Below are 8,816 nucleotides of genomic sequence, written 5' to 3' on the forward strand. Positions count from 1 at the left end.
TGCTCACCTTCAGAATCGGCTGTATCGAGTTCATCCATTCGGAGTTCCGATGACACGCTTTGCTGATCTTCAAAGGGCCAGCCGATCCTTATGGGCCAAGAGTGCGGATGGCCTCGGGCATGGTTTGCTGGCGCACATGCTGGACGTGGCGGCGGTTGCCCTCACCATCTTGCGAAGGGAGAGTCCTAGCAGCCGTGCGCGCATGGCGGAGTGTCTTGGGCTTCCGGTGCCCGGGGCAGATGTCTGGATTGCTGGCTGTGTCGGGCTTCATGATTTTGGCAAGGGCATTGCCGGTTTCCAGGCAAAGTGGCCAGAGGGGCAGCTGCGCGATGAGGCGGCGGGACTGAGCTTCGACGCATTCTCCCTGAAGGCGGTGACCGATCATGCCTGTGCCACTGCTGCGCTGCTGTATGACCCCCTGGTCGAGCGAACCGGTGCTGACCCCCAGTGGGTGGACGCCGTGCTCCAGGCGATCAGCGCCCACCACGGCTTCAATTTCATCAGGCGGGAGATCGACGCGGCTCATCCGCCCAAAGAGGGCAAGGCCTGGAAGCTCGCCAGACGTGAGGTCTTTGAGGCCTATTGGGCCGCCCTCGACCCCCAGGGCGCTCCGTCTGTGGATACCTTGTCTCTTCCGTCGGTGGCCTGGCTGGCGGGGCTGACCAGCGTGGCGGACTGGATCGGGTCGAACGAGGCCTACTTCACAGCGGAGGAGCGGGGCGACTCCCTGACTGCCCATTTCGAAGCGTCTCTCAGGCTTGCCGAGTCGGCTTTGGATGACATCGGCTGGCCAGGTTTTGCCGCACTTCTGGATGCACCGCATAGCACGGACGAACTGCTTGGTCGTATCGTCGGTTCAGACCAGCCCATGTATGCACGGTCTCTGCAGGAGGTCGGTGATCGGCTCCTGGCCCAGGCCCATGGGCCCACCTTGTTGCTGGTCGAAGCGCCCATGGGGGAAGGCAAAACAGAGCTGGCCATGCTGGCACACTTGCGCCTTCAGGCTGCAAACCAGCACCGCGGACTGTATGTGGCCTTGCCGACTCAGGCTACGGGCAATGCCATGTTCGACCGAACCCTGCGCTTTCTCCGGGCGTTCTCCGGGGGGGCGAGGCTCGATATCCAGCTCGCCCACGGTGGCGCGATGCTTGATGAACGCATTGTGCGGTTGCGGGGCGTTTTTGGGAGGACCGATGACAGCGTCGCCTCGTCGGCCTGGTTCGCCCAGCGTCGGCGAGCGCTGATCTCCCCCTATGGTGTCGGGACCGTTGATCAGGCGCTGTTTGCGACGCTCAATGTCAAGCACCACTTTGTGCGCTTGTGGGGGCTGGCCAATCGGGTGGTGGTGCTGGACGAGGTCCATGCCTATGACACCTATACCAGTGGACTGATTGCCGCGTTGCTGCGCTGGCTGAAGGCCCTGGGGTGCTCCGTTGTGCTGATGAGTGCCACGCTTCCCGGCAAGCGCCGCAAGGAGTTGCTGAACGCCTGGGGCGTGGATCCGGCACCTGTGGAAGGGCTCGGCTACCCTAGAGTCATGCTGGCCGACAATGGCGGGGCCAAGGGTGCATGCTTTGGGGCACGACCGCTGCCGCCCATCCAGGTGTCGGGTATCGAAGAGTCCATTGATGCCATCGCTGACAAGGCCCGTGCGCTAATGGCGGAGGGTGGTTGCGGCGGCATCATCGTCAACACCGTCGCCCGGGCGCAGGCCTTGTACACCGCCCTGGCAGGAACCTTGCCCCCCTCTGAGCTGATCCTGTTCCACGCCCGTTATCCCGCCGATGAGCGGGGCGAACGGGAGAGGCAGGTATTGACCACCTTCGGGCAGGGTGGAGTACGGCCATCTCGGGCTTTGCTGATCGCCACCCAGGTGGCAGAGCAGAGCTTGGACATCGATCTGGATTTCCTGATTTCCGATCTGGCGCCTATCGACCTGCTGTTGCAGCGCGCCGGGCGCTTGCACCGTCACGAGCGGGCTCGGCCCGAGGCTCATCTCCACCCAAGGTTCTTTGTAGCCGGATTGATCCGCGGGCACTTTCCTGAACTGGAAGAGACCCGTTGGAAGTACGTCTATGACCCTTACATCCTGGGCCGTACCTGGGCTCTGGCCGCCATCGAGCCGGAATGGCAGTTGCCCGGAGACATCGATCGTCTGGTCCAAAGGGTGTATGACGATAATGTTGAGCTACCGGAAGATCTGCCTGCTTCAGACCGAAAACGCATCGAGGAGGGCGATTACGGCGAGTTCTACGCCAAGGTTCGGTATGAGGCCCAACAAGCGCTCAATGCCGCCATCGACGCAAACCTCGAACCCCAGGATGCGTATATCGGCAAGCCCCATGGCAGTGAGGACGGCAATGATCTGGGCATCGAGAATCGCACTCGCCTGGGTGACGATGGCATCTCGGTGATTCCCGTTCAGGTTGTTTCTGACGGGTGGCAGATAAAAGGTAGCGAAATCCCCATCGATCCACAGCAACCGGTCAGCGATACCGTCGCTCGCGCCCTGTATGCCCGACAGATGAAGATCAGCCGCAAGGCGATTGTTGCCGCGTTGGGGGCGGAGACTGCCCCACCGGCCTTTGAGTCGCATCCTCTATTGCGGGACATGAAGCCGCTTAGGTTGGTGAATGGCTGCGTCGAACTGGGCAATCTGATCGTGCGTCTGGACCCCGTGCTGGGTCTCGTTCTGGAAACCCCTGACACCGTTTTTTCCCCTGTCACAGCCGAGGAAGAATGATGAGTACCTGTTTTAATCTGCTGGACGAGCCCTGGATTCCCGTGCGCCTGACTTCCGACGCAGTCGAGGACGTGGGTTTGCTGGCTTTGTTTGATCGACTGGGAGAGATTACGGCACTTGCGGAGACCTCGCCGCCAAGTCTCGTTGCACTGCATCGCCTGTTGCTGGCGGTAACCAACCGTGCTCTTTTCATGGCTCTGGGTACTTGGCGCGACAAGGATAGGGCTCAGTGGTATCGGGACGGGCTGCCCGTGGATGTCATGCGCGATTACCTGGAGAAATGGCGGGAGCGTTTCTGGTTGTTTCACCCGGAAGTGCCCTTCATGCAGGTCGCTGCGCTGGCCCATTGTGAGGAAACCCGGAGCAAAACCAAGCCGTGGACGCAGATCGCCCTGGATCGGGCCAGTGGCAATACCCCTGTGCTCTTCGACCACTCGGTGGATGGGGCCCCCTCTGTGATAGAAGCGGCTCTGGCCTTGCGGTACCTGTTGGGCTTCCTCCAGTTCACTCCGGGTGGGCTTGTAAAAGTGATCCGTGGTGCGGATAAGGCCGGTGCCCTGGCAAATACCGCAGCTGCCGTTCCAATGGGAGGCAATCTCTGCCAGACCCTTTGTCTGGGGCTCCACGGGATCGACGGGCGTAGCGAGAACGATCTGCCCGCGTGGGAGCAGCCCGCCCCCAGCGTCCTTGACCTCAGTGCGGATGCCCGCTTGGCAACTGGGCCCAATGATCGTTACACCCGCCTGTCCCGTGCCGTGTTGCTGGAGCCCGAAGGGCCCCGGTGCGCGGTTCGGGTGATCCGCTTTGCAGCCGGCTTGGCCTTGGAGGACGACGCGCAGGCGCCGGACCCCATGGCGAGCTACCGGATGGGCACAAATGGTCTTGTGCGCTTGTCCTTCAGCGAAGGGCGGGCACTGTGGCGTGATCTGCCAAGCCTGCTGGCGGACCCCTTGGGCAAGCACGCCAGTCCTGCCGCTGTGCTTGGGTGGGCGGCCAATCTCCAGCGTGCCGTGGGGAATCGACGTGCCCATCTTCCTGTACTCGTTGCCGGATTGGCGAGTGATCAAGCGAAGCTGCTGCGTTGGCGATCAGAGCGCTTTGCGCTGCCGGCCATAGTGTTGTCCGAGCCCGATAGCGCCCAGTTTCTGCGTACTCTGCTAGGTCAGGCCGAAGAGAGTTTTCACCGGCTTCGGGGCATGGCGGTGGATATGGTGGCGGAGACCCTGGCTGATCCGGGTAACAAAGACACCCGTTCCCGTGCCCGAATAACTGTGGATTGCGGGCCCTGCGAGGCAACCTTCTTTTCCGCTGCCGAGCGCGCCTTGCCCGATCTGATGAGCCATATCCGCGAGGACGCGCTGGATGAGGCCGATGCTGTCTGGCGGCAAGTCCTGTTGGCGGCTTCCCTCTCAGCATGGGATGCCGTGAGCCGGAGCATGGGTACCTCGTCAGTCGCCCTGCGCGCTGAAGCCCTCCATCGGTGGAAGCTTGATCGATTGTTGCGGGAATTGCGCAACGAGACCAGTGATGGCTCAGCAGGGCCTGTCCCGTCTTCTTCATCCTCGTTCCAAACTCAACCCAAGCCCGACCAGGAGGTTCATTCGTGATCGACTCATCCACGCCAGTACAAAGCCCAAGCCATGGCGAGACATTCGTCAATCATCTTCTTGAACTTGCCAAGTCGAATCGGGGCGCCATGGCCGAATTGCGGCGCAGCTTGAGCCATGAGCCAGGCGCATATGTCGGTGCATTCCCCTATGTGGAGCGCTTTGCCGGTGCCCGCCATGCCCAGGACGCGTATCGCAGGGCGCTATATCTCATCGCAGGCCTCTTTGCTCTGTACCCCCTGCATCGAAAGGGGAACAGCTTTGCCTCGGCCTACGGCCGGCTCAGCGAGCAGCGAAAGAGCAGCCAGAAGAGCGATGGTATTGAGCGTCGCTTCATCGCGCTCTTGTCAGCAGACGCACAAAGCCTTCCTGCACACCTCAGGCAGGCCGCCTCTTTGCTCGCGGCGGATGATCTTTCCTTCGACTACGTCCGCTTGCTGAACGACTTGGCCGTCTGGCTCGATACCCGAGAGCTGGAGCGCCTGGACAAATTGAGGCAGCGCTGGGCGCAGGATTTTTATCGTGCCACGGCGCTGCCCCTCGGTTCGGCCGCATCGACCGAAGACTCCGCCAACTCCCTTAACCACTCCTGATCTGGTAAAGCCGCCATGTCCCTCTTTGTTGAATTCCATCTTATTCAGAATTTTGCCCCGTCAAACCTCAATCGTGACGACACCGGCGCTCCCAAGGATGCGCTGTTTGGCGGCTATCGGCGGGCGAGAGTAAGCAGCCAGTGCTTCAAGCGAGCCATTCGCCTCCTGGCCAAAGATAAGGCTGCTATCCCTGCCGAGTTTCTGGGGGTTCGGACCAAGAAGCTCGTTCAGCTGGTTGAAGATCGCCTCGCTGCTCTGGGACGGACGGACGCCCGCTCCAGAGTCGAGGCGGCATTGGGCGCTGCGGGCCTCAAGGTCAAGGATGACGGCCGAACCGAGTACCTGCTCTTCCTGGGCGAAAAGGAGGTGGAAGGTTTTGCGGGACTGGTCAATGAGTTCTGGGACGAACTCGGGACGAGTGCGGCGCCAGCTACCGAGAAAAAGACCAAAAAGGAGACCAAGGCCAGTGCCCCCGCTGAAGTCCAGAAGAAAGCCAAAGCTTTGCTCGATGGGGGCAAGGCGGTAGATGTGGCCTTGTTCGGCCGCATGCTGGCGGATCTCCCCGAGGTGAACCAGGACGCGGCTTGCCAGGTGGCCCACGCAATCAGCACACACCGGGTCGAGCGGGAGTTCGACTATTTCACCGCCGTGGATGACAAGGGCGATCCGGACGAGAGCGGTGCCGGAATGATCGGCCAAATCGAGTTCAATTCCGCCACCTTTTACCGCTATGCGGTGATTGACGTGACCAAGCTGGTCGCGAATCTGCAGCAGGACGCTGACCTCGCGCTGACAGGCCTGTCAGCTTTTGCCAGGGCGATTGCACTGGCCATTCCCACTGGAAAGCAGAACACTTTTGCCGCGCACAATCCGCCTGCATTCGTGGGTGTCACCTTGCGCTGCTCAAGCCCCATCAACCTCGCCAACGCATTCGAAAGGCCGGTCTGGCCCGACCATCAGCTTCCTCTAAGCACGCTCTCAGTCAGGGCGATGTCGGACTACGACGACAAGGTGAGCGGATTCTACGGTGATGGCCAGGATGCCTGGGCCTACCTGGACCTTACCGGCGCGTGGCCGACCACCAAGGGCGAGGCGCAGCACAGCCTGGATGGCCTGGCCCACTGGCTGCAGGAGCAGGTGACCGCCAGGCTGGAGGCTTGAGATGGCGACGCTGCTATTGCGTCTGTCTGGGTTCATGCAGTCCTGGGGTACAACCAGCCGGTTCGACGAGCGGGACTCGCAGCTTGAGCCCTCCAAGTCGGGGGTGCTCGGCCTGATCTGCGCGGCCCTTGGGCGAGACAGAGCGGAGCCGGTGGATGATCTGGCGAGCTTGCGCATGGGCGTGAGGGTAGACCGGGAGGGTGTGCTGATGCGGGATTACCAGACAGCAACAGGGGTCATGATCGCGACGGGTAAGCCTGATCTGAAACGTACCGTGGTGAGCCCCCGCTACTACCTTGCCGATGCGGCCTTCCTGGTTGGCTTGGAAGGCGCTGACAGGGATCTCCTCGCCCGCATTCAGGATGCGCTCAGACATCCGGTGTGGCCCTTGTGTCTCGGCCGCAAGAGCTTTCCACCAGGTGAATCTGTGTGGCTGCAGGATGGCCTCGTGGAAAGCGATCTGAAGCAGGCTCTGGCTAGCCATCCGCTGATTGCCAAACCGTTGCAGGAGTATCCGGGGCGGCGCTTGCGTCTGATCCTTGAGCATGCTCATGAGGGCGCTGTACGCCTGGATCAACCGATAGCGCCTTTCGCGCTGCGGCGGTTCGGACCACGCTTTGTTTTGCCGGAGGTCATTGATGTTCCTCGCTAAGCTTGTTCTGGATGGTGCATTTGCCCACGTTCGGCGTGATCTGTCCGACGCCTATCAACTGCACCGGACCTTGGTGAGGTTTTTTGCTGACAATGAAACAAGCCCGCCTAGGCGATTCCTGTGGCGTCTTGAAGCCGATGCTGGTCAAGGCGCCGTGGGTGCTGCGACGGTTCTGATCCAGTCGGCCCAGCCGGGCAATTGGGAGGCTATCGAGAATCTCGAAGGCTATCGGTTGGCGGGCCAGAAGGAGGTCGTACTCGACGCCTTGCTGCGGCGCGGACGGCATTACTCGTTTCGCCTTCTCGCCAACCCGACAGTGACTCGGGCTGGCAAACGTTATGGTTTGGTCGGTGAAGAGGCGCAGCGCGAGTGGTTGAGCCGTCAGGCAGAGCGCAATGGCTTTGCCCTGCGGGAATCTGTTGTTACCGGATCATCCCGCCTGACCGTCAAACAATCCCGCAGTGGGCATCGGATGACTGTGGATACAGTGCGCTTCGATGGCGTTCTGACGGTGGAGGATGTCGGCAAGGTACATGAAGTGCTGATCAATGGGCTGGGCCACGCCAAGGCGCTTGGGTTAGGGCTTCTCTCCATCGCACCGCTGCAGAGCTGAACAGATGCTGCCGCCACTCAAGCCCATTCCTATCAAGGAGCGTCTGTCCATCGTTTTTGTCGAGAAGGGCGAGATCGATGTCGTGGACGGGGCGTTTGTTGTTGTCGATCAGCAGGGTTTCCGGGTTCGGCCCGTACTCACTCACATTCCCGTTGGTGGCGTCGCGTGCATCATGCTGGAGCCCGGAACACGGGTTTCTCATATGGCCGCAGCCTTGGCCGCTCGGGTGGGCACCTTGCTGGTCTGGGTAGGGGAGGCTGGCGTTCGTCTGTATTCATCTGGTCAGCCTGGGGGCGCCCGGGCTGACAGATTGCTCTACCAAGCGAAACTTGCGCTGGACGAAACCCTGCGCCTGAAGGTTGTCAGAAAGATGTACGCGCTGCGCTTTGGCGAGGAGCCCCCCGCACGGCGCAGCGTTGAGCAGTTGCGCGGCATTGAAGGTATCCGAGTCCGCAAGACCTACCAGTTGCTGGCCCGCAAGTTCGGGGTTGAGTGGCGAGGGAGAGACTACAACCCCGAAAGCTGGGACGTTTCTGATCTACCCAACCGCTGCCTCTCATCAGCCACGGCCGCGCTCTATGGTGTGACCGAAGCAGCCGTGCTGGCGGCAGGCTACGCCCCTGCGGTGGGCTTTATTCATACCGGAAAGCCCCTGTCGTTTGTTTATGACGTAGCTGATATCTACAAATTCGACACGGTTGTCCCGGTTGCTTTCAAGATCGCGTCGGACAAGCCGCCGAATCCCGAGCGCGCTGTAAGGCTTGCCTGCCGTGACGTGTTTCGGCAGACCAAGCTCCTTGAACGCATCATTCCCGACATCGAGGTGATCCTCGCCGCTGGCGAGATATCCCGGCCGGAGGCCTCGCAGGATGCAGTAGGCCCGGCCTTTCCTGACGCAGAGAAGATTGGCGATGCTGGTCATCGTTCTTGAGAATGCACCACCTCGCCTGCGAGGCCGGCTCGCGGTATGGTTGCTTGAGATCCGCGCAGGTGTGTATGTTGGAACTTACTCCAGACGTGTCCGCGAACATATCTGGGATCAAGTGAAGTCCGGCATCGAGGACGGCAATGCCGTGATCGCCTGGCAGATGAACAACGAAGCCGGCTTCGAATTCGAAACCCTTGGCGCAAACCGCCGCACCCCTGCTGACTGGGATGGCGTACGTCTGGTCAGCTTCTTCCCGGAGCCTCGAGAAGAAAAACTCTGAACTGCTCCTGACAATTCCAATGTCGTAGTGTTTTCTCGGTAGAATTCCGGTCTCTGATATTTCCGTGTTTTTTCATGGGGATAGAGGAAGTGTGTTCCCCACGGGCGTGGGGATGAACCGGCTTACTGCGCCCTCTCGCTTTGAGCCTGCGTGTGTTCCCCACGGGCGTGGGGATGAACCGAGAATCAGCCGCCTGGTGCCGGTGGTCTTTGTGTGTTCCCCACGGGCGTGGGGATGAA

Annotated in this window: 8 protein-coding genes; all 8 read left to right on the forward strand. The window is 61.0% G+C overall.

All coding sequences use genetic code 11. The features are described from left to right. Positions 1 to 49 precede the first annotated feature (49 nt). From cas3 to cas2e, 8 genes are read left to right on the forward strand one after another with little or no spacing between them, the layout of a single operon-like run. Entirely contained in the window at positions 50 to 2,743 is a 2,694-nt protein-coding gene (gene cas3 / locus PHI64_RS10350; protein WP_299882310.1) for a CRISPR-associated helicase Cas3', read from the forward strand. Next, complete coding sequence (casA, locus tag PHI64_RS10355) at positions 2,743 to 4,350, forward strand: type I-E CRISPR-associated protein Cse1/CasA (protein ID WP_299882312.1); 1,608 nt, start codon at positions 2,743 to 2,745, stop codon at positions 4,348 to 4,350. The genes cas3 and casA overlap by 1 nt, the downstream gene beginning before the upstream one ends. Beyond that, complete coding sequence (gene casB / locus PHI64_RS10360) at positions 4,347 to 4,943, forward strand: type I-E CRISPR-associated protein Cse2/CasB (protein ID WP_299882314.1); 597 nt, start codon at positions 4,347 to 4,349, stop codon at positions 4,941 to 4,943. The genes casA and casB overlap by 4 nt, the downstream gene beginning before the upstream one ends. A gap of 15 nt (positions 4,944 to 4,958) precedes the next feature. Then, positions 4,959 to 6,104, forward strand: coding sequence for a type I-E CRISPR-associated protein Cas7/Cse4/CasC (cas7e, locus tag PHI64_RS10365; RefSeq protein ID WP_299882316.1), 1,146 nt, complete (start codon positions 4,959 to 4,961; stop codon positions 6,102 to 6,104). 1 nt (position 6,105) lies between these two features. After that, complete coding sequence (gene cas5e, locus PHI64_RS10370; protein ID WP_299882318.1) at positions 6,106 to 6,756, forward strand: type I-E CRISPR-associated protein Cas5/CasD; 651 nt, start codon at positions 6,106 to 6,108, stop codon at positions 6,754 to 6,756. Continuing rightward, entirely contained in the window at positions 6,743 to 7,369 is a 627-nt protein-coding gene (gene cas6e / locus PHI64_RS10375) for a type I-E CRISPR-associated protein Cas6/Cse3/CasE (RefSeq protein WP_299882320.1), read from the forward strand. The genes cas5e and cas6e overlap by 14 nt, the downstream gene beginning before the upstream one ends. 4 nt (positions 7,370 to 7,373) lie before the next feature. After that, complete coding sequence (gene cas1e / locus PHI64_RS10380; RefSeq protein WP_299882322.1) at positions 7,374 to 8,300, forward strand: type I-E CRISPR-associated endonuclease Cas1e; 927 nt, start codon at positions 7,374 to 7,376, stop codon at positions 8,298 to 8,300. Further along, the gene (gene cas2e / locus PHI64_RS10385) at positions 8,281 to 8,577 is read left to right on the forward strand and encodes a type I-E CRISPR-associated endoribonuclease Cas2e (protein WP_299882324.1); all 297 of its coding nucleotides are present in this window, start codon (positions 8,281 to 8,283) and stop codon (positions 8,575 to 8,577) included. Before cas1e ends, cas2e begins: the two co-directional genes overlap by 20 nt. Positions 8,578 to 8,816: the final 239 nt, after the last annotated feature.

Source organism: Zoogloea sp. (assembly GCF_028689785.1).
In the GTDB taxonomy this organism is placed as follows: domain Bacteria; phylum Pseudomonadota; class Gammaproteobacteria; order Burkholderiales; family Rhodocyclaceae; genus Zoogloea.

Bases quoted from the DNA above. Each gene is read 5' to 3' on its own strand.
- cas1e (WP_299882322.1), top strand. From the start codon at position 7,374: ATGCTGCCGCCACTCAAGCCCATTCCTATCAAGGAGCGTCTGTCCATC.
- cas2e (WP_299882324.1), top strand. From the start codon at position 8,281: ATGCTGGTCATCGTTCTTGAGAATGCACCACCTCGCCTGCGAGGCCGG.
- cas6e (WP_299882320.1), top strand. From the start codon at position 6,743: ATGTTCCTCGCTAAGCTTGTTCTGGATGGTGCATTTGCCCACGTTCGG.
- casA (WP_299882312.1), top strand. From the start codon at position 2,743: ATGAGTACCTGTTTTAATCTGCTGGACGAGCCCTGGATTCCCGTGCGC.
- cas7e (WP_299882316.1), top strand. From the start codon at position 4,959: ATGTCCCTCTTTGTTGAATTCCATCTTATTCAGAATTTTGCCCCGTCA.
- cas3 (WP_299882310.1), top strand. From the start codon at position 50: ATGACACGCTTTGCTGATCTTCAAAGGGCCAGCCGATCCTTATGGGCC.
- cas5e (WP_299882318.1), top strand. From the start codon at position 6,106: ATGGCGACGCTGCTATTGCGTCTGTCTGGGTTCATGCAGTCCTGGGGT.